This window comes from Formosa agariphila KMM 3901 (genome assembly GCF_000723205.1).
In the GTDB taxonomy this organism is placed as follows: domain Bacteria; phylum Bacteroidota; class Bacteroidia; order Flavobacteriales; family Flavobacteriaceae; genus Formosa; species Formosa agariphila.
In genome coordinates this window covers 3220352-3243859 of the sequence record NZ_HG315671.1, presented here as the reverse complement: position 1 = coordinate 3243859, position 23508 = coordinate 3220352, and the positions used below count along the sequence as shown (strand labels likewise).

The 23508-nt window shown below is 32.9% G+C and carries 19 protein-coding genes; 17 read left to right on the top strand and 2 right to left on the bottom strand.

The window, feature by feature from the left end; genetic code table 11:
• Positions 1-111 precede the first annotated feature (111 nt).
• The 4 genes from BN863_RS18320 to BN863_RS13510 all read left to right on the top strand — a co-directional run bounded on the left by BN863_RS18320 (position 112) and on the right by BN863_RS13510 (position 1516).
• Positions 112-276 carry a DUF1328 family protein gene (locus tag BN863_RS18320; RefSeq protein ID WP_084817544.1) on the top strand — a complete coding sequence of 55 codons (165 nt, stop codon included), beginning with the start codon at positions 112-114 and terminating at the stop codon, positions 274-276.
• A gap of 26 nt (positions 277-302) precedes the next feature.
• The gene (locus BN863_RS18610) at positions 303-476 is read left to right on the top strand and encodes a hypothetical protein (RefSeq protein WP_169740921.1); all 174 of its coding nucleotides are present in this window, start codon (positions 303-305) and stop codon (positions 474-476) included.
• Between the two features lie 97 nt (positions 477-573).
• Positions 574-921 carry a hypothetical protein gene (locus tag BN863_RS13515; RefSeq protein ID WP_038531591.1) on the top strand — a complete coding sequence of 116 codons (348 nt, stop codon included), beginning with the start codon at positions 574-576 and terminating at the stop codon, positions 919-921.
• A 40-nt stretch (positions 922-961) separates the two neighbouring features.
• Positions 962-1516 carry a helix-turn-helix domain-containing protein gene (locus BN863_RS13510; RefSeq protein WP_038531588.1) on the top strand — a complete coding sequence of 185 codons (555 nt, stop codon included), beginning with the start codon at positions 962-964 and terminating at the stop codon, positions 1514-1516.
• 76 nt (positions 1517-1592) lie between these two features.
• Here the strand turns inward: BN863_RS13510 and BN863_RS13505 are convergent, their stop codons facing one another.
• A complete protein-coding gene (locus BN863_RS13505) occupies positions 1593-2129 on the bottom strand; it encodes a lipid-binding SYLF domain-containing protein (protein WP_038531585.1) in 537 nt (178 codons plus the stop codon).
• 256 nt (positions 2130-2385) lie between these two features.
• Here BN863_RS13505 and BN863_RS13500 point away from each other — a divergent pair, with 256 nt between their 5' ends.
• The 4 genes from BN863_RS13500 (at position 2386) to BN863_RS13485 (ending at position 6460) form a co-directional block, all read left to right on the top strand.
• Positions 2386-2979 carry a DUF502 domain-containing protein gene (locus BN863_RS13500; protein ID WP_148304616.1) on the top strand — a complete coding sequence of 198 codons (594 nt, stop codon included), beginning with the start codon at positions 2386-2388 and terminating at the stop codon, positions 2977-2979.
• A gap of 128 nt (positions 2980-3107) precedes the next feature.
• Positions 3108-5462, top strand: a complete 2355-nt coding sequence (locus tag BN863_RS13495; RefSeq protein WP_038531577.1) for an outer membrane beta-barrel family protein — start codon at positions 3108-3110, stop codon at positions 5460-5462.
• Between the two features lie 105 nt (positions 5463-5567).
• Positions 5568-6008 (top strand): universal stress protein, encoded by a 441-nt coding sequence (locus BN863_RS13490; RefSeq protein WP_038531575.1) that lies wholly within the window; start codon positions 5568-5570, stop codon positions 6006-6008.
• A 92-nt stretch (positions 6009-6100) separates the two neighbouring features.
• Positions 6101-6460 (top strand): hypothetical protein, encoded by a 360-nt coding sequence (locus tag BN863_RS13485; protein WP_038531571.1) that lies wholly within the window; start codon positions 6101-6103, stop codon positions 6458-6460.
• 19 nt (positions 6461-6479) lie between these two features.
• Here the strand turns inward: BN863_RS13485 and BN863_RS13480 are convergent, their stop codons facing one another.
• Positions 6480-6974: a c-type cytochrome gene (locus tag BN863_RS13480; RefSeq protein WP_038533651.1), complete on the bottom strand. Its 495-nt coding sequence runs from the start codon at positions 6972-6974 to the stop codon at positions 6480-6482.
• A 248-nt stretch (positions 6975-7222) separates the two neighbouring features.
• Here BN863_RS13480 and BN863_RS13475 point away from each other — a divergent pair, with 248 nt between their 5' ends.
• The 9 genes from BN863_RS13475 (at position 7223) to BN863_RS13435 (ending at position 23426) form a co-directional block, all read left to right on the top strand.
• Positions 7223-8560, top strand: a complete 1338-nt coding sequence (locus BN863_RS13475; RefSeq protein ID WP_038531568.1) for a Kelch repeat-containing protein — start codon at positions 7223-7225, stop codon at positions 8558-8560.
• Between the two features lie 358 nt (positions 8561-8918).
• Entirely contained in the window at positions 8919-11276 is a 2358-nt protein-coding gene (locus BN863_RS13470) for a polysaccharide lyase 6 family protein (protein ID WP_051774969.1), read from the top strand.
• A gap of 24 nt (positions 11277-11300) precedes the next feature.
• On the top strand, positions 11301-13529 hold the full coding sequence (locus tag BN863_RS13465) for an alginate lyase family protein (protein WP_038531565.1): 2229 nt from the start codon (positions 11301-11303) through the stop codon (positions 13527-13529).
• A 677-nt stretch (positions 13530-14206) separates the two neighbouring features.
• On the top strand, positions 14207-17428 hold the full coding sequence (locus tag BN863_RS13460) for a SusC/RagA family TonB-linked outer membrane protein (protein WP_038531562.1): 3222 nt from the start codon (positions 14207-14209) through the stop codon (positions 17426-17428).
• A gap of 10 nt (positions 17429-17438) precedes the next feature.
• On the top strand, positions 17439-18983 hold the full coding sequence (locus BN863_RS13455; protein ID WP_038531559.1) for a RagB/SusD family nutrient uptake outer membrane protein: 1545 nt from the start codon (positions 17439-17441) through the stop codon (positions 18981-18983).
• A 13-nt stretch (positions 18984-18996) separates the two neighbouring features.
• Positions 18997-20178: a hypothetical protein gene (locus BN863_RS13450; protein ID WP_242404035.1), complete on the top strand. Its 1182-nt coding sequence runs from the start codon at positions 18997-18999 to the stop codon at positions 20176-20178.
• Positions 20179-20190: 12 nt separating this feature from the next.
• The gene (locus tag BN863_RS18100; protein WP_051774819.1) at positions 20191-21669 is read left to right on the top strand and encodes a PKD domain-containing protein; all 1479 of its coding nucleotides are present in this window, start codon (positions 20191-20193) and stop codon (positions 21667-21669) included.
• Between the two features lie 10 nt (positions 21670-21679).
• Positions 21680-22600 carry a polysaccharide lyase family 7 protein gene (locus BN863_RS13440; protein WP_038531553.1) on the top strand — a complete coding sequence of 307 codons (921 nt, stop codon included), beginning with the start codon at positions 21680-21682 and terminating at the stop codon, positions 22598-22600.
• 121 nt (positions 22601-22721) lie between these two features.
• Positions 22722-23426 carry a FadR/GntR family transcriptional regulator gene (locus BN863_RS13435; protein WP_038531550.1) on the top strand — a complete coding sequence of 235 codons (705 nt, stop codon included), beginning with the start codon at positions 22722-22724 and terminating at the stop codon, positions 23424-23426.
• Positions 23427-23508 lie beyond the last annotated feature (82 nt).

Genomic DNA, 23508 nt, shown 5'->3' with positions numbered 1-23508 from the left:
GTTTAGATTTGATACAGCTAAACGGTCTTTTATGTATCCCATACCTTTACAGTAAGGAAATAATTAAAGCGTTATTTCTTATATAATATTAACCATTTAAAACCGAACATTATGCTACGTTGGACAGTAACTTTTATAATTTTAGCAATCATCGCCGGAATCTTAGGATTTGGTGGAATAGCAGCAGGAGCTGCCGGAATTGCAAAAATATTATTCTTTGTATTTTTAGTTTTATTCGTGATTTCTCTATTTACAGGAAGAAACCCAATAAAATAATTATTAATCATAAAAAACCAATAACAATGAAAAAATCAGCTTATATTTTAGTATTCGCTATAGCGATGACAGCCTCATTATCAACTTTTACAAGTTGTAGAGATCAGAAATCTGCAGGTGATAAAATTGAAGACGTCGCAGACGACGTTGGAGATGGAATTGAAGATGTTGCAGACGACGTTGAAGACGCCGTAGATTAGTAAAAAGAAAATTACTTTCTAGATATATAATAGGGTGTGTTCTAAAGAATGCACCCTTTTTTCTTAATAAAATTATAAACCACAAAAATAAAACATCATGAATATTTCAAACGAATTTGCCAAGCACGAAAGCGATTATATAAAACAATATCAAGACAAAGGGTATACTGCAAATTACCAAGTTGTAGATGCTAAGCTAGTCGACTTGGAGACCAAAGAAACCTTTAAGCCAGAGTCTGTGAAAATTGTAGCAGAGCACCGTTACGAAGGTATGAGCAATCCATCGGACATGTCTATTTTATATGTTATAGAAACCTCTTCAGAATCTAAAGGAACATTCTTAGCTGGCTTTGGGCCAACGTCAAATCTAGAGGATTCCGAATTTTTTAATGCCATTCCAGAATCTAACATATCAGAAAATAAGAATATTTTAAAAGATGATTAAGTTATTCGTATTTTGCTAGAGATTAACTTAAAAGTGTTTTATGAAAGTATTCGTTAAATTCGATTATCCTATAGTTTGTAAGCGTATTTTAGAGACGCAATTAGAAGCCTTAAACATTCCGTATAAATTAAATGGAATCGGAGAAATTGAATTGGCTTCAGATTTAAAAGAAGAAAAGAAAAAAGCGCTTATTGAGGGTTTAGCGTATTATGGCGTAGAAATTATTCAAGATGAAAAAGATGTTTTAGTACAGCGTATTAAAGATCTTGTTTCGGAAATGGTATATAATTCTAACGAAAATAAAGCCTACAATACATCTACTTTACTTTCAAAAAAACTAAATTATACGTACAGCTATTTGTCTAGTGTGTTTTCTGAGGTTACTTATTCTTCAATCGAGAATTTTGTAATCTTAAAAAAAATAGATTACGCTAAAGATTTAATGGCAAGCAACGATAGATTAACGCTTACTGAAATTGCTCACAGATTGCAATACAGTAGCGTGGCCCATTTGTCTGGACAGTTTAAAAAAATAACAGGATTAACACCGTCGAGCTTCCAAAAGATTATGGCGAAGCGTAAAGAACGGACTTAAATATAAATAGTGCCAATTTAAAAAAGGCTTCGAATGTATACATTCGAAGCCTTTTTTTATGAACAATGTTTTTTTACTATTTAAATGCTTTGTAACTAAATTTCTGTCCTCCAACAGAAGCTTCAGCCATTAGTCCAGCTTTAGAATGTGTAAATACAGCTACGCCATCTTTATATTTAGCATCTAAGCTTTCCCCTTTTTTTAGGGCTACTGCAGAAATACCTGCATCGAATTCAAACTTGCCTTCTTTAAATTTTTCAACATCTTCCAATTGCTCAAAAAAGATAACTTCAATTAATGCCTGCCCACCAGCTTGAATACCTACGCTGAGTTCTTTTAAACCAGCCATTCCTTTTTTGTGTCCGTATTGATATAATACACCATTTCCGGAAGCTCCACCAACAATAAATCCACCTTTACCAACATTTGGAAAAATTACGCAACCCGCAGAATTATCAAAAAAATCTCTCAATTCAGGGTTAACTTCTAAAAGTGTTTTTACAGCTTCGTCAGATTCTTTAATTATTTTTTTATCCTTTTTACTTTGCCCATTTACAGCAAAAGACATGGTGCACACTACCAATAAAATAAATACATTCTTTAATACTTTCATAATATTTTTCAGGTTATAATTGATTATGCATTTAAATTACGAATTTTTGGAATACAAAATGAGATTAAAACGTTGATAGTATTGATTTCTAGTTGAATGCATGAGTTGTTATACGCTAAGCATTAATTAAATGGCAGTTTATGCTAGATATTGCATAGTATATATAATTGTTTTAAGTGTAATGAGATTCTGATGAAATTTTAAGTTTTTATTATTGCTATCTTCGGAATTCATAATAGTTTTAAAATACGTTACTGTGAAGAGTTATAGATTACTGTTTAGATATATCATGACAGGGACATTATTTGTAGTTGTTCCTATACTAATTTTGTTCATTTTATTTGGTAAGGCGTTAAGTATCCTAATGCCACTCGGACATAAATTAACGCATATGTTTAACCTGACATCGTTATTAGGTCCGGCAGCTGTTGTTTTTGTAAGTTGTTTTTTAATTGCTCTCGTCAGTTTTTTTAGTGGTTACTTAATTGTAAATGGGTTTTTAAAGCAATGGAGTAACACGTTCGAAACTACATTGTTTTATCATTTTCCATCATTTCAGATGATGAAATATAAATTTATAGACGAAAATGATTTTAAAGATCAAGGATTCTGGGAACCAATTTTATTGAAAGAAGACAATGCGTATTGTATTGCGTTTATCACAGATAAAAGTCAACCAAATTTTCGATCTATTTATATTCCTGATGCTCCTAAGATGGACGCCGGTGAGGTGCGCTATATGCTAACTACAGATTGCGAGTTTATTCCTATAACCATGAAACAAGCTATGAATGGCTTACGTCAATTTGGTAAAGGTTTGGATCCCGAAGTGTTTTCAGGAATTAAATAAAGGCTAAAGAGTCAGGTTTTAACCGCTACTTAAAATTAAGTATAATTCCCTAACTGCATTTCTATATTTTAGTTCTTATTTTTACTAATTCAAATAACAATAATTTTTAAAAAAAAACTGAAATTTGTATGAGGTCTCTGTGTCTTATTCTCTGCTTATTTATTACTAGTACTTGTATCTATGCTCAAGATTTAGAAATTAAAGGGCATGTTCTCGAACGGGCAACCAATTATCCAGTGCCTTACGCTACCGTAGTTTTGGTCGATTCTACTTCCGATAAACCAATTACGGGAACTACAACTAACGAAGAAGGAATTTTCAATTTACAATCAGATTCTCAAGATGTTTATCTTAAAATTAGTTTTATAGGATTTAAAACGCAGACATTTAAAAGTCTAGATTTCTCATCTTCAGAACTCGATTTAGGAACAATATATTTAGAGCAAGACGCACAATCTTTAGATGAAGTTTTGGTACGTGCAGAAGTGTCTTCAACCCAATTTAAATTAGATCGAAAAGTATTTAATGTTGGGCAAGATATTGCCAGTACAGGTGTAAGTGCTTTAGAGGTTTTAAATAATGTACCATCGGTTAATGTAGATATTGAAGGTGCGGTGAGTTTAAGAGGTAACAGTGGTGTTCAAATTTTAATAGATGGAAAACCTTCAGTACTCGCAGACGAGAGTAGTAATGCTTTAGGAACTATTACAGCCGACATGATTGAACGTATTGAGGTAATTACAAACCCATCCGCGAAATACGATGCCGAAGGAACCGCTGGAATTTTAAATATTATTTTAAAGAAAGAAGATAAGAAAGGACTGAATGGTTCTATTTCGTTAAACACAGGGATTCCAGATAATCATAGTGTTGGGGTTAGTTTAAACCGCAGAACAGAAAAGTTTAATTTGTTTACCCAGTTTGGTGGTGGGTACCGCTCTTTGCCAAGAGATAATACTTCTGAAAACACAAATTTTGAAACAGGTTCTAGTGTAATTAGTGAAGGGACAGAGTACAGAAATGAAACCTTCTTCAACTTAACTTTAGGAACAGATTATCATATAAACGATTTAAATGTATTAACGCTTTCAGGAAATTTTGCTTACGAAATAGAAGATCAACCATCTAAAACTAATTTTAGTTCATACGACAATTCAATTCTAGATTCTCAATGGTATAGAGAAGAAACCACGGATGCTACAAATCCGAAATGGCAATACGAATTAAATTATAAAAAGGAATTTAAAAATAACGAAGAGCATACGTTGTTGTTTAGTGCTTTAGGAAGTTTCTTCGGAAAAGATCAAGAATCAGAATTTACAAATATCACAACCTTTGGAGATATTGTAAATGTAGATCAGCAAACAGAAACTGAGTTTCAGCAAGCAGATTATACGTTTAAGTTAGATTATACAAATCCGCTTTCCGAAAGTATAACTATCGAAACTGGAGTACAGTATTTAATTAACGATGTTGGAAACGATTATGAAGTTCGTGAATTTGAATCTGGAGTTTGGAATGTAAATCCAAATTTAACTAACGATTTCGAGTATAATCAAAAGGTGTTTGGAGTATATGGAACAGGAGCATACGAAGGCGAACGTTGGGGACTAAAACTGGGATTACGTGTTGAAGACACTAAGCTATATACTTTGTTAACCAATACCAATGAAGAAAACAATCAGACTTACACAGATTTTTTTCCGACCTTACATAGTTCTTATAAAATAAACGACAACTTTTCTGTTCAGGCAGGATACTCTAAACGTATTTTTAGACCACGTCTGTGGGATTTAAACCCGTTTTTTAATATAAAAAACAATTATAATATCCGAGTAGGAAATCCGAATTTGCAACCGGAATACACAAATTCATACGAGATTACAGGAATCTTTAAAATAGGAAAGGCAACCTTAAATTCTAGTGTATTCTATCTATATACTACAGATGTTGTAGAACGTGTGTCTGTTTTTCAAGATAATGTAACGCTTACTACACCGGTAAACGTAGGAACAAATGGAGCTGTTGGTTTTGAAATAAACGGAAAATATGCGCCTTTAAATTGGCTGTCTTTTAATGGGGATTTTAACTTTAATTACTTTGAGCGTAAAGGCGAGTTCGAAACACAATCTTTCGATTTTACCGGAGAGCGTTGGAATGGTAGGTTAACAACAAAAATAGGATTACCTGCCGATTTCGATTTAGAAATCACTGGTCAGTATGAGTCCGACTACGAAACCGTACAAAGTACAAGTCATGGTTTTGGATTTGCAGATATAGGTGTTCGTAAAAAAATTCTGAAAGGTAAAGTTGTTATGAATTTTGCCGTTAAAGATGTTTTCGAAACAAGACTTTATGAAAGTACTATTTTAAACGAAAATAACTATAATAATACGACTAGTGAACGCGGTCGCTTTTACACGCTTGGTTTTAGTTATGGTTTTGGTAGAGGAGAAGCTATGACGTATTCTGGAAAGCGATAATCGTCTTTAATAGATAAGGGTAATTAACAATAGCTTAGTTGTTTTAAGTTTCAAATGCGTAGAAAGTTTAGTATCTTAGAGTAGTGGAATTTATAAGAGATTATCATGAAAAATATTTTAGTTACCATCGATTTTAATGGAAAAGAAAAAGTGTTGTTAGAGAAGGCTTATGAGTTGGCATTGGCGTTTAAAAGCAAATTGTGGATTATGCATATTGCAGCTCCTGATCCCGATTTTGTTGGTTATGGGGTTGGTCCAGACGAAGTAAGAAATGATCGTGCAGATGAGTTAAGAGCAGAGCATCGTAAACTTCAGGAGTATTCTAAAAACATGACAGATCGTGGTGTAGATGCAGACGGTTTACTTGTAGATGGCGCAACAATAGAAACCATTTTAAAGTCTGCCGAAAAATTAAATGCTGAATTAATTATCACAGGTCATGAAGAACATGGTTTTTTCTATAGAGCCATTATGGGCAGTACAGCAGAGCAATTATTAGAAGAGTCTAAAATACCTTTAATGATTGTACCTTTAAAAGACGTATAATTTAAGTGTTTTTAAAGCCGTTCTAACCGTATCTTTGTTGGTCTATTTAAGGCATAACAAATATGTCATGCAGTTTATTATAAAATTTAATTATGACCATTGGAGAATTAGTAGGTACGTTCACAATTTTAGGACGTAACCAAGATGATAGCGAACAAGAATACAAAGGAACGCTTCAATTGTCTTTAGATGAAAATAATCGTATTCTAGCAAAATGGGTAATAAATAACGAACAGGAACAATTTGGGACTGGCTTTTTTAAAGATAATATTCTCGTCGTTAATTTTTATTATTTAAACGACGAGAGTACTAAATATAAGGGAGTTGTTATCTATCGCTGTATAACTCCAGATATTTTAGATGGATTTTGGTCTGAGAAACATGGCGATCCATTGTATTTAGGTCAGGAACGTTGTTTTAGAATACAACGTAAAAACCAAGTCTTAGATTAATTACAGCTATTTTTTTTAGTTAAGGGTTTAAGGTTCTTAAATATTCTAATATGGCTCTAGCGTCTGTTTCGTTTACGGGAGCTGTAACCATTGGGGCTTTATCATACTCTTCAAAAATACCCTTTGCAAGCGGGTCTTCTTTTATCATTTCGGCAGTATTCATTGTCATATTCATAATCCATTCTGGACTTCTTTTAGCGGTTATATCGCCTAAAGCAGGACCAATAAATCTGCGGTCTGTTTTGTGGCACCCCACACAGGTCATGTTAAAATAACGCTCTCCCTTTTTTGCTAAATCTTGGTCTATAATTTCATTTAAATCCACATTTTTAATAGGACCAATACCTTTGTTTTCTAAATCGACAAGATCTTCATAAGAAACTTTTTCTTCAGTCTGTGCTGGTACATCATTTGTTTTAGTCGCTTTTGGTGCGTATTCAAAAGTTTTCTTTTCTTCTTTTTTGCCACAACCAATAATACACATGGCTAAGACTATAAAAAGTAGTTTTCTCATTTCTATTGTTTTTAGAATTATAAAGTAAACGTAAAAATAAATAAAAATATATGGTTTTAACATGACGATAATCATGTTGTTTGTCGGTTTTATAAAAAATCTAATCAACAGTGCTATTCCTATAAATTCCATTATATATTCTTAGAGGTGTTAATAGATTTGCTTAAACCTTTTATAAAAGTATTTTAGTAGATTTATGGCTCGGTACGTAATTTTATTTTATGTATTATAAATTTATAAACGCTTAAATGAGATTCGCTTTTGTATTGTTTTTTTTAGTAGTTACACTAACAGCCCAAAATATTAAAGGGACTGTGCTTGATAGGGATACCAACATGCCTCTAGAGCATGTAAACGTATATTATAAAACGTCTGCTAAAGGAACGAGTACAAATAATAATGGAAAGTTTGAATTACAGATTATAAAAGCCTCAGAAACAGATTTTATTTCATTTTCTAGTGTTGGTTATGCGACCGAAAATTACACGCTAAAGCAATTAAAATCTTTAAACTATATCGTCTTTTTATCTAAAATTAATGAAGAACTAGATGAGGTTGTGGTATATTCTGAACTTGATTTACAAGACGCTTTGCAGTTTAAAAAAATAGGAACGTTAAAGGAAAGTATTCATCATTTTGGAGCAACACTTGTAGATGATAAAATTTACGTAATTGGTGGAGATAAGACTATAAAAGATGATGTTAAAAAACGGGCGCTCCAAGAATCTGAATCTATAGGCGAGTTGTTTAAGAATGTCAGTAAACCCGAGCTTATTTGGAAGCATTATAGTGATAAATTACAAGTTTACGATACCGAAAATGATACTGTTATTGTTTCAGATTTAAATTTTAGAAAACGTGCTTATCACAATGTCGTGGCTATAGATAATAAAGTATATGTATTGGGAGGAAAATCTTTATCGAATAGTCAAAACACAGAATATTTAGAAAATAAAATTGAAGTTTTTGATCTAGAGACTAATGTCTTAGAGGTAGATAATACCTATCCCCATCAAGCCATTAATTTTACTTCGGTCGCTTATCAGAATAATATTATTGTTATGGGCGGTTCTAATAAGCAGAACTCAAATGGTGATAAAATGTATAGCAATAAATCATTCATTTATAATATTACTTCTGGATATTGGTATGCGTTAAAAAACATGACAACACCAAAGGAGGTTCAAGGTGTTTTGGTTAAGAATAAAATCTTTTTAATAGGAGGTTTTAATGGCGGTATACTAAAAGCAATTGAATCTTATAATCTAGAAACTGGAATTTGGAACGCAGAAGGTAATTTATTTTACGGTATTGAAAACCCCAGTTTAACCGTGTCTAATAATATTATTTACATGTTTAATAATGGTAGATTTCTAACTTATAATGTAGATACTAAAGTTTTAAATGAATATGATATTCGATTAAATTTAAAAGCAGCTTCGCTTTTTTGTATTTACGGAGTCTTATATATTGTTGGAGGTAGTACAGAAGTATATTACCAAACGACGCCTTCACCAAATATTTATGCGGTCGATTTAAGTGAGTTTTCTAAAACTAGAATACTACAATCTAAAAAAATGATTTAGAAACGGAATTACTGCTTCCTAAATTCATTTATAAAACATCTATATTAGGTCTGGTTTAAGATTTAAAAGTTTTCTGATGTAATGTTTTTTTGATTTGTAGCCTTAATATCTCTGATATGGAAAATCGGTTATTTATACTAAAGGTATGGTCTAAATTGATTTCAATGCTTTATGATTTTTTTGAGATAAAATATGATAAAAATCACTAGTTCTTACTTTTTCTTCAACATTTAAACTATTTTGTTTCATGATTTTATCAAATTCATTAATTATTATGATTTAACTTTTGTAATCGTAAAAAAATCAATACTTTTGGTACACCAAATTGGTTAACCAGTTATATAACAAACAAACTACAATGATAAAACGAGAGTCTAAGGTCTTTTTTAACTGCTTTTTGGTCCTTATTATAACCGGGAGTTTCTTATTTATATCTTGTAAAAATCAAGATAAAGCAAACAATTTAGTGACAGATGTAGAGATGTTTAACACTGCAGTTGCTAATGCCAAACCAGGCGACGAGATTATTCTGGCAAATGGAGTTTGGAACGATACTGAATTGGTTTTCGATGCCAAAGGAACAGCAGAACACCCAATTACGCTTACTGTAGAAGAAAAAGGTAAAGTGACATTAGAGGGGCGATCTAATCTTCAAATCGCAGGGGAAAATTTAATTATTAAAGGGCTGGTTTTTAAAAATGGATATACACCAACCAATGCTGTAATTTCATTCAGAAAAAATAGAGAAGAATTGGCTAACAATTGTCGTTTAACAGAATGTGTAATCGATAATTTTAATAATCCAGAACGTCATGTTCAAGATTATTGGGTTACCATTTACGGAAAAAACAATCGCTTAGATCATAATCACATTGTTGGTAAAAAGAACTTGGGTGTTACCATGATTGTTGGATTAGATACTAAAGGCAGTGTAGAAAATAATCACCAGATAGATCATAATTATTTTGGCCCACGTCCAACTTTTGGAAATAACGGTGGAGAAACATTGCGTATTGGTACAAGTCATCACGCATTAGAAAATTCTGGTACTGTAGTAGAATCTAATTATTTCGATAGATGTAACGGAGAGATAGAAACGGTTTCTAGTAAATCTGCCAATAACATTTACAGATACAATACGTTTTTTGAATGTACAGGAACGTTAACCATGCGTCATGGAAATGAAACCTTAGTAGAAGGCAACGTGTTTTTAGGAAACAATAAGCCAAATACTGGTGGGATTAGAATTATAAACGAAGATCAGATTGTTAGAAATAATTATTTATTTGGCGTAACAGGATATCGTTTTAGAGGTGCATTTGTTGTTATGAATGGTGTGCCAAATTCGACACCAAATCGGTATATGCCAGTTATGAATAGTAAGTTGTTAAACAACACTTACGTAAATTGCGACAATATATTATTCTGTGCAGGAAGCGACGAAGAGCGTAGCGCACCACCAACATCTACAGAAATTTCAGGCAACATTTTTTACCATGACCATAAAGACAATATATTTACAGCTTTCGATGATGTTAGCGGAATTTCTTTTCATGACAATATAGTAGGGGAGAATATTAATACCGATATCGCTAGCGGATTTACACCTGTTAATCTTAAATTGGTAAAAAACAATCAAGGATTTTTAATACCGACTTCAGATCAAATAAAAAATCCGATTGTAATTAGTGATAAAATCGGAACGAAAGACAATACAGGAACCACTTGGTATTCTAAAGACGATAAAACCATAGCGTTAAATTCAGGACAAACCATTGCTGTAGAGCCGGGAATTAATACCTTATCGTTTGCAACGGCACATTCTAATCCTGGTGATGTTATCGAATTAACTTCGGGAGAAACTTATGTATTAACCAAATCGGCTAAAGTTAAGCATCCGCTAACCTTTAAATCTTCAGGAAAAGAAAAAGCAATCATTTTATTTGAACGCATGATGGCTTTCGAAATAGAAAACGGAGGAAGTTTGTCTTTAGAGAATTTAAAATTTAATGGGGCAAGTTCTCCAGATTATGCAGGAAATGCTGTTATAAGTACGAGTAAAAAATCAATGACAGAAAACTATAAGTTGTTTATAGACGGCTGTGATTTTGAAGATTTAATTGTTAACCATTCTTTTGATGTGTTACGCGTAGGTAAAGGGACTTTTGCCGATACAATAAGCATTCAAAATTCAAAATTTAAAAACATCACTGGACACATTGCGGCATTAGACGCAGAGACAGATGATATTGGTGCTTACAACGCCGAGTATGTTATTATGAAGAATAATATTCTTACAGATGTTCAAGGTGTGGCATTAAGATTGTATAGAGGAGGAACAGACGAAAGTACATTAGGACCATTTTTAGAGATGGAAAATAATGTAATTAATCATGTAGGTTTTGGTAAGAAAAATAAATACAATGCAGCTTTATCTTTATATGGCGTGCAAGCAAACCGTATAGAAAATAATATTTTTAATAATACAAAACCTGTAGAAATGCATTTGGTTGTAGGGGAACCAATTGTAAATATACGCAATAACAATTTCTATAAAGTAGATGCAATGCGGGTTACCGGAGATCAAAAATATACAGTAGCAAATAGTATTGCTGTAGACCCAAAATTCTCCAATACTGACACATTCGAACTGTCTAACGATTCTCCTTTAAAAGGGAAAGGCGTAAATGGTAAGGATTTAGGAATTATAAAATAAATAATAACAAACGAACGAACAAACATGCTAAAAAACATCTTTTTTATCTGTTGTGTGCTTATAGCGCAACATGGATTTTCTCAAGAACACCCAAACTTAATTTTAACCCAACAAGGCGTTAAAGATATTAAAGCACAATTAGGAAATGTCCCTTTATTTGATGCGACTTTAGCTCAGGTTAAAGAAAAAGTAGATGCCCAAATTCTTAAGGGTATCGATGTTCCTGTGCCAAAAGATATGGCAGGAGGCTATACACACGAACAGCATAAATTAAATTATTTAACCATGCAGGAAGCTGGTGTATTATATCAGATTCTTGGTGACGAAAAATATGCCATTTATGTGCGTGATATGCTAATGGAATATGCAAAAATGTTTCCAGGTTTGCCAAGACACCCACAAGAACGATCTTATGCTAGAGGAAAATTATTCTGGCAGTGTTTAAACGATTCGGTTTGGTTGGTATATACTAGCCAAGCTTACGATTGTGTGTATAATTTCTTATCGAAAAAAGAAGTTAAATACCTTGAGAAGAATTTATTTAAGCCAATGGCAGATTTCTTATCTATAGAGACGCCTCAGTATTTTAATAGAATACATAACCATAGTACATGGGGTAACGTTGCTGTTGGAATGATTGCTTTAGTTATGGATGATGAGGCTTTAATTGATAGAGCGTTATACGGTATTAAAGGATTAAAATTAGACGCAGGTAAAGATAACGATGGTGGAGATATTTTTGTTGAAGGACAAAAAGCTGGTTTCTTAGCAAACTTAGAAGAGCCATTTTCACCTGATGGATATTATACCGAAGGAGCATATTATCAGCGTTACGCGATGTACCCATTCATGATTTTTGGTGAAGCATTACAAAATGTAAAACCAGAAGTAAAACCATTCGAACATAAAAATGGGGTGTTATTAAAAGGTGTAGATGCATTAATGAATTTAACCGATAAAGACGGTGAGTTTTTCGCATTAAATGATTCTCAAAAAGGAATGTCTTACTACACTTCATCTTTAGTATCTGCTTTAGATATAGCATATTACTATGGCGATAGAGATCCTAGATTATTAAGTATTGCACAAGAACAAGGTCGTGTACAATTAGACCAAACAGGTTTAGCCGTTGCTATGGATATTCGCGATGGTAAAGCAAAACCTTTCGAAAAGAAATCTATTTTGTTACGAGATGGTGCCGATGGTGATCAGGGTGCAATTTCAATTTTGCGTTCAACTAAAAACGATGCCTTAACACTTGTAGGTAAAAATGCAGCTCAAGGATTAAGTCACGGACACTACGATAAATTATCTATTTCTTTGTTTCATGAAGGTCATGAAGTTTTACAAGACTACGGATTAGCTCGTTTTGTAAATGTTGAACAAAAAAATGGTGGTGGATATTTAAAAGAAAACAAAACATGGGCAAAACAAACTATTGCGCATAATACAATAGTACAAGACGAAACATCTCATTTTGGTGGGAAGTACGATGTAGGAAGTCTGCATCATTCAGATATGTATGTGTTTGATGTAGAAAATCCAGATGTTCAAATTTCAAGTGCAAAAGAGCTTAACGCATATCCAGGAACGGTAATGCAGCGTACCACGGTTATGTTAAATAACGCGAGTTTTGAGCAGCCAGTGGTTTTAGATCTAATGCAAGTAACTTCTGATAAGAAACACCAATTCGACTTACCATTCTATTATTTAGGACAAGTGATTTCGACAAATTTCGTTTATAATAAGTACGATACGCTTTCTACCTTAGGTAAAGATCACGGATACCAACACTTATGGAAAGAGGGAGAAGGAAGTTCTAAAACTGGAGAAGCGGCATTAACTTGGAGAAGTCATAATACGTTCTTTACGCATACAACAGCGACGTCTGAAGCCGATAAATTAATATTCGGGCGCATAGGTGCTAACGACCCTGAGTATAACTTAAGACCAGACCCTGTGTTTATTGTAAGAAAAAATACAGATAGTGCATTATTCGCTTCTGTTTTAGAAACACATGGAAAATATAGTACAGTAAGTGAACTTTCTGAAGGGGCGTTTTCAAGCATCTCAAAACTAAGTGTTTTAAAAAGTAGTGTAGACTATTCTGCCATTCAAATAACAATGTTAAATGGCGATGAGTTTGTATTTATCATGTCAAATTCAGATGCTTCTAAAACTAAAAAACACGAATTAAATCTTAATTCTAAAACTTACTCTTGGACAGGAGTAAGTTATTTTAAAAAACAATAAAATAATGTTATAAATCGTGAATTATAATATATTTTAATAGCAGACTTAATGGGTAAATCGCTCGGAGATTATTGCAAAATTAAATTAGAATGTATTGTATTAAATGTTAATAAAATCCGCTTTATGCGAGTATTCTGGAATAATTGAAATAAGAATACTAGTTGTGAAATATATGTTAACATAAATGCGTTTTTTTAACGTAAATCATGAGAATTTATAGATCGTATTTCTATAAAAAAATATAGGCTATATTTCTGGTTTTAAGAAATGTACCGTTTTTAAAAAGCGCTTTTTAATATTTGATATTATTAAGCGCTTTTTTTTGCGGTATTATTTTTATTTAACATTTAATTAATATATCTTTGGTCGACCAATTTGGAAAACCAATCTGGTTAACCAAACTGGTTTTTTCAAACAAATTCAAATTGATTAGTTCATTTTTTACTGATTTTAAAGGTCATTTTAATAAGGTCGGATTTACTATCCCGATTTTGTTTTAAGCTTCTAGTAGCGCTGAAGGTATTAAGGTTGCTATGAAAAATCTTCTACTATATCAAAATAGTCCAATCCAATTTTGAAAAGTAAAAGTTTAACGAGGTTTCGGTGTTTTTTAAATGAAAGTGGAGAGTTACTAGTCTTAAAAAATTCTAATTATTTATTATTAAAAACAACAACAAATGAATTTTAAAAAACAATTAGTATTGTATGTAGTTCTGTTGGTAAACACTGCCTTGTTTGCTCAGGATGTTGTGTCAGGGGTCGTTTCAGATGCTCAGGGTATTCCAATACCGGGGGCAAATGTCCTTGTTGTAGGAACAACACGAGGGGCGTCTACCGATTTTGACGGGAATTATGAAATTAAAGCGGATCAAGGAGAGGTTTTACAATTCTCTTACATTGGTTATGTATCTCAAAAGAAAATTTTAGATGGGAGCGCAACAGTAAATATCTCTTTAGCAGAAGATGTTGCAAAACTAGATGAGGTTGTAATTATTGGTTATGGAGACCAAAAAGAGAAAAACATTACAAGTGCCTTAACTAAGGTTGATTCTAAAGAAATTGTAGACCGTTCTGTGTCGCGTGTTGAAGACGCACTTCAGGGAAAGGTTGCAGGTTTAAGAATTCAAACAGTTTCTTCTGAAGCTGGTGGGGATCCAAAAATCACAATGAGAGGGCCTGGTTCAATTACAGGTTCGTCATCTCCATTAATCGTGGTAGATGGTGTTGTAATGGGGTCTGATGCAGATATCTTAGGTTCAATTGATAATAACAACATTGAATCTTTAAGTGTGTTAAAAGATGCATCTTCTGTTGCTATTTACGGTTCTCGTGGTGCAAATGGAGTTATTTTAGTAACACTTAAAGAAGGTGTTGCTGGAAAAACGTCTTTCTCTTATAACACGTTTACTGGTTATAAGTACACAACTAATAACGATAACTTTAATACTACTATTAATGACGAAAGAAATAGATTGAATGGTTTACAAGATCAAGTAAGTGCTATTCCTACTTCAAGTCCAAGATACGACGATATTAATAGATATTACAATAGTGCATATGCTGAGTTAGAAGCTATGGACTTTATTGCTTCTTTAGGAGGTGGAGAAACAAACTGGCAAGACGAAATTTTCGATGGTGGTTTTATTAGAAACCACTCTTTAGCCGTTAGAGGTGGAACAGACTTAACTAGTTATACAGCATCTTTAGGTTTCTTAGAAGACGAAGGAGTTGTGTTAACAGATAATTTTAAGAAATACAATGCAAGAATTAAAGTTGATAGTAAATCTAAAAACAAGAAAATTAAGTTTGGAGCTAATTTAGGTGTAAACTATAATGATCAAGTTAGAGTACCAACAAGATTTACAGATCCACTTAGACAATACGGACACTTACCACTTTATTTAACTGAAGAGCATATGCCTTACGTTACGCCATTCTCTACAGAGCCAGGTGTATCTACAGATGCAGGTAAATTATTTGAAAACTTAGGGGTTGGAAGCTACGGATTCTCAAGAGCATTTGATCACGTGTTTACACAAGATCCAAACGATCCAAGAAGCATTTTAAGAGATCCAGCTACAGGTCTTCCTGTTACTAGTGGTTTAACTTCTGGAGGATTAACATTATCTACTACTAAAAACGTACACCCTTTAGTACATTACTTAGAGCGATCAAGATTAACTAAAAAGTTAAGTTTAAATACATCTGCTTATATCGACTTTAAACTAGCAAAAGGTTTAAGTTTTAGACAAGGTATTTCTGGAGTATTCAGACATAATAAATCTAATAATGCAGATTATTTATATGGACAAGAAAACAGAGATCAAGAATCTTTCCGTTTAGAGTCTAGAGACGAATTAAACCAATATGCTGTAGAATCACTTCTTAAGTACAACACTTCTCTTGGAAAACATGATATTAATTCAGTATTTGGATTTGAATATACACAAAGAGAATTTTATACTCAAGAATCTGAAGCTGTAGGATATACAAACGACTTCAATAACAACATTGCACTTGCAGACGGTGGAACCACTTTTACAGATAATGGTACAGATAAATTAGTATCATACTTCGGTAGAATTGATTATAACTACGACGAAAAATACTTAGTACAATTATCTGCTCGTACAGATGGTAGTACAAGATTCGGAACAAACACAAGATTTGGTTTCTTCCCAGCAGCTTCTGTAGGTTGGATCTTATCTAACGAAGATTTCTTAGCATCTAGCGACTTTGTAACATTCTTAAAGTTAAGAGCTAGTTATGGTATATCAGGATCTAACGAAATAGATAGCAACATCTTCAACTCATTGTACAGATTCGAAGAAACATTTAGTACTGTTGGTTACAATGGTTTAACAGGTGTTAAAGCGGTAACATTAGCAAATCAAGATTTAGGATGGGAGCAATTAGTAGAATTTAACCCTGGTATCGATGTTACTTTTGGTAGAGGAATTGTAACTCTTGGAGTAGATTACTATACAAGAAGTAGTAAAGACTTAATTCTTTTTGCTCCTGTACCTGGAGTTTACGGAACAGACAACTATTTACAAAACCTTGGAGAAGTTAAAAACGAAGGGGTAGAAGTCGAAGTTAGTACTCGAATTATTTCTACAGAAAACTTCAGCTGGAGAGCTTCAGGACAATTTTCTTTAAACAGAAACGAAGTTGTAAGTTTAGGTAAGAATGATCAAATCATTTCAAGAATTGATCAAGATACAAGACCAACAGAATTTATCGCTAGAAATGGTCAGCCAATTACATCGTTCTACGGATGGGTTTACGAAAAAGAAATTCCATTAGAATGGGTAGACAATCCATTTAACAGATTCAATAACGACTATGCAGATGTTTATGTAAAAGATTTAAACAATGACGGTATTATTGATGATGAAGATAGAACAGAAATTGGTAATCCTTATCCAGATTTTAACTGGGGATTAAATACAGATATTAGATTCTACGACTTCGACTTCGCGTTACAGTTACAAGGGTCTCAAGGAGGAGAAGTAAGAGTAGCAGATTTAGATCAGTTGTATTATGCAAGTGAGTCTGCTGTAAACGAAGTGTCTAACTTCCCAGATAGAGATTTAACAGTAAACAGAAGATATACAGACGATCATATTCAAGACGCATCTTTCGTAGCTTTAAGAAACGTAACAATTGGTTATACATTACCAGAATCTTTTACATCTAAGTACAAGATTGATAGAATAAGATTCTATTTATCTGGAGAGAATTTACTTTTCTTTACAGCTAGTGATTATGAAGGATTTAATCCTGAAGCAGCTGGTCAAACATCAGATAATGCTAACACACCATTAACAGCAGGTTATCAAAGAGGAGATGGTCCAGTTGTTAGAACTATTTCAGCAGGTCTTAACTTTCAATTTTAAATAATTAATCATGATGAATTTATATAGAAACATATTAATTTGTTTTTCTTTCGTAGCATTATTTACAAGTTGCGAAGAAGAACTTGACCTTTCAAACCCAACAGCTCTTTCTATTGAAGAGTTACTTCAAACAGATGACGGGTTTATATTGTTGGCAAACGGAATTTTAGATGCATATCAAAAAGTTCCTGCTAACGAATTTTTACTAACTGAATTGAGATCTGACAATGTTAGAGCCAATACAGAAAATGGAAACTATCCAGCATTTAATGCTTTTAATATCGACCCTAATAATGGTGATGTTGCTACTTATTATTCTAATAACATGGCAACTATTAAACACGCCAATACAATTATCGATAATAAATTCTTAGCACCAGAATCTCAACAGTACACTGTTGGAGAAGCTTACTTTATGAGAGCATTATGTCATTTCAATTTAGTAAGAGCTTACGAGAATATTCCTTATATCGATACTGTTTTAGATATTAATGCAGACGAAGCTTATAACTATCCACAATTAGATCCAGCTGTAGTTTACGAAAAAATTATAGATGATTTTAAAACCTCGATAGCATATTTACAAGAAGCAGAAACTAACAGATACAGACCATCTTCTGGAGCTGCAATTTGTTTTGCTGCAAAAGCGTATTTAAGCCAACCTAATCCTAACTATACAGAAGCAGAACTTTTATTAGCATCTGTAATAGATAATAGTGCTTCTTATAAGTATAACTTATTATATACTGATGGAACTGGTAAAGACAAATCTGAAGCTATAGCAGACTTAATCGTAGATTATGGAAACATATTTGGAAACGAAATTTCTGGAGGATTTACAGATGGTGTGCCAGATGGTTCATGGTCTAACAATCCTGGATTAGAAATTAACAATGAAGTTATATTTTCTATTGCTTACGAGTTAGTGAGTAGTGATAATTATGTAACAGCAGATAGTGCTTTAGATGATCAAGTACAAACAGATTCTGAGTCTATTAGTTTTGCAATGACTTTACAAGGTCCTTCAAATGGTGTTAACATTGCATCTAACGAATTTTTAGAAGTAATGACTCCAGAATTACAACCAGTAAGATTCTACGGTAGTATAGATGCAATTTCTTATAACCCTACTTTAGAAACTAACGATACTTTCAACGCTAAATTCCCTACAGATGGAGAAATTGGAGATAACGACTGGATCGTATTAAGATATGCAGATGTATTATTATTATATTCTGAAGCAATCTTAGCAGGAGGTAACAGTACTACAGACGAAAGAGCTATTAGTGCATTTAATCAAGTAAGAGTAAGAGCAGGATTAGATCCAGTTGTAAACCTTACAAAAGCAGATTTATTAGCAGAAAGACAAGTAGAATTTGTATACGAAAACCAACGTTTTTATGATTTAATTAGATTCGGTGAAGCTGATGCAGTTTTACAAGAATACTCAAATCGTAATAGTTTGTTTTATACAAGTGAAAAGAAATACCTTCCTTTCCCTCAAAGAGAATTAGATAATTTACCTAATTTTTATACTCAAAATGACGGATACTAAAAATCTAAAAATTATGAAAAAACATTTGTTTAAATTAAAATATATAGTTCTAGGTGCAGCAATAGTGTCTTTAACTGGATGTGTTAGTGATGATTTACCAGAAGTAGGTGATTTACCAGACCTTACTGGACCACAACCCTTCTACAGCTATAGTGATGTTTCAACTTCATTATTCGACTGTAACGATGTTCAATTAGAAGCGAATTACGATTACTTTTTACAAGCAGGTTCTAATTTAGCAGTAAACGGTACACAATACGAATGGACAGTTACTCCATCAGAAAATGTAACCTTAATTAATAAAGATAAGCCAATCTTAGAAGCTCAAATAGAAGGACAGTTAGCTACTGTTGTTGCTATAGAAGCTGAAATTGCAAAAGTAGATTACAAGATACCTTGTGAAACTGACCCTGCAAAATTAGCCGTGTTAGAAGCTCAGAAAGCAGATTTAGAAGCACAGTTAGCAGCTGCAGAAGAAGCTATTTCTGATGAAACTAGAGCTAATGTTGCAGCTCTAGAAGCAGAGATTGAAGCATTACCAGCAGGATCTTTACAAGATAGAGAAGTTATTTTTGAATTTCCAGGACCAGGAGACTATACATTAGGTTTAACGGTTACAGATAACCTTGGAAAATCTGCATATACAGAGCAAGTTATTGTAGTTAATCAAGCGGTTCCAACAATTGCTATTCCAGAAATTGGAGAGCCAAGTTTTGAAGATGGTAGCTTATTCGACGGAACTGGAGATGGTAGGGATTCTTGGAGATCACCAAGTAGTTCTAAATGGGGAAGTGTATTCCAAATTAACTCTAAATCAGAAGAAGGTATTTTACCAGATGGTATACAAGCAGCTAAATTCCCTGCAGATGGGTCTAGAGTGGGGTACCAAGAAATAGATGTTACTCCAGGTGCAACTTATGTATTAACTTATTTCAGTTCGTTAGATCCTCCAGGAGCTAGTGGAGACCTTACAGTATCTATTGTTAATCCAAACGCACAAGATATTCAAGAAGCTAAATTAGAAGCTAATATCTTAGCTTTTAGAACAGAAGATAACGCAGACAGTGTACAGGATGTATTTAAAAAGAATGCAATTACTTTTGAAGCTGGTACTTTAGAAAAGGTAATTATCTTAATTACAAATTCAGGTACTGAGAGTAGAGTAGATGCTTTCGATATAACCGTTAAACAATAAAACAATTGAATTATGAATAATAAATTAATTAAAAAACAGAATACAGGTGTCTTTGTCGTGTTATTTTGTATGTTTTTGGGGCTAGTGTCATGTTACGACGATGGTTACGAACCATACGAACCACCAACAGGTAATGTAAATAACATTCAACCAAATACGCTTTTTACTACAAGTATTAATCCAGATAATACATTATCTATTGTTTTTAGAAGTTATTCTACAGACGCAGTAAGTTACGATTGGGATTTTGGAGATGGTAATACCTCTACAGAAGCTAATCCAAACTACACTTACGAAGATGGAGGATTATATAATGTAAAGCTTAGTACTACAAGTTCAGACGGTTTAATAGCAGTAGATTCTTCACAAGTTTCTCCTCTTTATGCAGATTTCGATTTCGATATCTTAGATACAGAGGTAACTTTTACTAATCATACATCTGGAGCAAGTTCTCTTGTTTGGGATTTTGGAGACGGAGAAAGTGTAAGCTGGGATGCTGAAGAGGATACAGAAGAGGATTTCGAATTCAATCCTGTTCATGTATATACAAGTGCAAATCCTGTACAAGCCACTTTAACAGTTACTAACTATTTAGGTTACAAAATTTCTGTAAGTAAGAATATAGAAGGATTACAATTATCTACTATTCCAGACTTTACATTTACCACGTCAGATTTAACAGCAACCTTTACAGATGCCTCTGTATTAGCCGTTTCTCATAGTTGGGATTTTGGTGATGGTGCTACTTCTACAGAAGTAAACCCAACACACACCTATGCTGCAGATGGTACTTACGATGTTACATTAACAACTACAAACGAAGCTGGTGTATCTAAAAGTATTACACAAGCCGTTCCTGTTGGAGGTATCGAGCCTACATTTAAAGCTATCGTTTTAAATGGAAGTTGTGATGAGTACTCAGTAAATACTGGAGACAATGCAGATGCATGGGATATGACGCCTAACAGTACTGTAGACGATGATGTATTAGGAACTATAGATAGTCCTTATAGAGCGCTTTGGTATAATTCAGATTTAAACGATTATATCGATGCTACTTACGGAACTAACGAACAACCAGGTTCATCTAGTGATGGTACATATGTAAACGGAGTAAAAACAAGAAGTGTTAAGTTTTCAGACAGCTCACGTCGTTTATACCAAGTTGTTGCAGTAGAGCCAGGAATTGAATATACATTTACTATAGACACACGTTCTGAAGCTCCTGGAATTAATACTGAAGTGTTCTTATTAAACACTGAAATTACTACAGAAGTAGGTATTGAAGAATTTACAGATGGTTACATTAATATTACAAACGATTTTAATGAAGAAAAACCATCAGAAGGTAATAATACCTTTACTACAAGTACTGTAAGATTTGAAGCAACTTCAAACTTTATCGTAATTTATGCTAGAGCATTAAATGCTGTAGATAGTAGTAACGAAGTATTTATTGATAATATTGATATTATTACTCCTGGATTTTAATTCATAAGAAATGAAAAATTTTCGAAAAGAAATATTAGGATTAATAGTAATAGTTTTTCTTTCTGTTAGTGCTACTTGTCAAGAAAAGACAAGTAGCTCTGCAGATTCGAACTCTAAAGTCGAGAAAAAAGACAAAAAGAGAAAGAAAAAAAAGAAATACAAATTACCAGAGATAGATTTAAGTCATTGGAGTGTTACCACACCAGAACTTAATCATAAGGGTAGTGCTATGAATATAGAGCCGCCAGAGATTTTGGATTATGCTACAGACGAAAGGCTATTACCTTATATGTATAATGATTCTACGCTTGGAGCTTTAGTTTTTTATTCTTTTCCGAGTGATGCTACAACAGCGAATACAAAGTATACCAGATCCGAGTTAAGGGAGCAAATGGTACCAGGAGATAATAATACCAACTGGACGTTTGCAGACGGCGCTTATATGAAAGGTAAATTACAAATGGGAGATGTTTCTAAATCTTCAGACGGTAAATACCATAAAGTAATCATCATGCAAATTCATGGTCGATTAACAAACGAGCAACGCGACTTAATTGGTCAGAAAGACAATAATGCACCACCTATATTAAAAATTTATTGGCAAGACGGTAAAATTAGAGTTAAAACCAAAGAACTTAAAAACTTAAGTGCAAGTGACAATGAAATTTTAGGTAAAGACGCTTGGGACGACGATAAAGGTTTTACGTTCGAACAAGAAGTTGGTTTTAGTAAATTTACCTTAGAGGTGGAAGTGTCTGATGGAAAAATGGTTGTCATTTTAAATAAAAATGAATATGCTGTTTACGATAGTATTCACATGAAAAGATGGGGAGTATTCGAGAATTATTTTAAAGCAGGTAATTATTTCCAATCAAGAGATGAAGGTGCCTTTGCAAAAGTTAATTACTACGAGTTAGAAGTTAAACATTAGCAAATCGTAATTGTATTTACATTATATTAACACAATTAAGTAATAGTATAAGTACAGATTGATAACTTTTTTTGTAGTTTTGCGCAGTTGAAAACTGGTTAACCAATTTTTTAGATATTAGATGAAATTAGGAGTTTTAATGAATAATGATCATGATGAGATTCATAATAAGATTATAGCAGAGATTGCTGAGCTTATTAACTCAAAAAATTTAGAGCCTGGTGATAAATTACCTTCAGAACGTATGTTGTCTGAAAAATTTGGTGTAAGCCGAGGTCTAGTTAGAGAATCTATCAATAGATTAGAGTTTTATGGATTGTTAAAATCCATTCCTCAAAGCGGAACCTTTGTTGCCGATATGGGAATTATCGCAATGAATGGTATGGTTAAAGATATTCTAGAACTTACTGTTCCAGATTTTAAATCTTTGGTTGAAACCCGAATTCTATTAGAATTAAAAATTGTAAAATTAGCCTCCTTACGAAGAACTGAAGCAGATTTAATAAACATTAAAAATGCTTTAGAAGCTTATGAAGAAAAAATTATCAACGGAGAAAAAGCGGTACAAGAAGATTTATTATTTCATTTAACTATTGCAAAAGCCTGTGGTAATAGCATGCTAAATGCGTTTATGTTAAAGATAACTCCAGAAATTATAACCAATTTTAGAGCATATCATGTTTGTGGTGACGACTTAACTGTTTCTGCCATAAACGAACATAGAGTTATTTATGAAGCTATAAAAGCTAAAGATACAACCAAAGCACGTGAAGCGCTTAAGGTGCATTTTAAAACGTTATACCAGTATTGTTATAACGTAGAATAAAATATTAAGAGAGGTAAAAAGCAATTGCTCTTTACCTTTTTAATGCAACAATTATTAATAACAAGAAAAGGATATGTCACGC